We start from the raw sequence: 594 nt of genomic DNA on the forward strand, positions 1-594 counted from the left end.
GATGAACCCGCCGCCCGTGAAGGCGGTGATCTCGCTGTCGATGCCGCCAAGCTCCATCGCCTGCCCGACCGCAGCCGCCACGCAGGCGGAGTAGTCGATCCGACGAATGCCCACGGGCCCGATGGACTTCATGCCCGAGCCGCGGCGGTAGAGCGCCATGCCCACCTGCTTCACCGGGTGGGCTTGGCCTTGCATCCGCTGCTCGACTTCCTCGATGAGCGGCTTGCGGCCGCGCTTGAGGTTGAGCCCGCACCCGGCCCACAGCTTGGCCATCATCGCCTCGACGCGGATGTCCTCCAGCGCGTTGATGATGTGGCGTCCCATCGCGCCGTACTCGGCGGTGAGCACGTCCATGGCGTTGTCGCTGCTGTTGCCCACAAGGTGGCCGACCTCGTGATCGAGGAAGAACCGTATGTTGCGGAGCAGCTCCGGCGAGGCGATGCCGGCATCGGGAATGGCCGGAAGCGTGATCTCGCGTTGGCTCATCGAGGCATACGCCAGTGAGCCCTCGCACTTCAAGGTGATCCCGTGGTCGCGGGACAGCATCCGGCCAACCTTCTCCAAGTCCTGCTGCGTCAAACGGCCGTCCATTAC

1 protein-coding gene is annotated in these 594 nt (G+C 66.0%); it reads right to left on the reverse strand.

What is annotated here, in order from left to right:
• A partial coding sequence (locus R0J92_RS21555; protein ID WP_411053136.1) for a hypothetical protein occupies nucleotides 1-579 on the reverse strand: 579 nt, incomplete at its 3' end.
• Nucleotides 580-594 lie beyond the last annotated feature (15 nt).

The organism is Tritonibacter sp. SIMBA_163, from assembly GCF_046535935.1.
Taxonomy (GTDB): Bacteria; Pseudomonadota; Alphaproteobacteria; order Rhodobacterales; family Rhodobacteraceae; genus Epibacterium; species Epibacterium scottomollicae.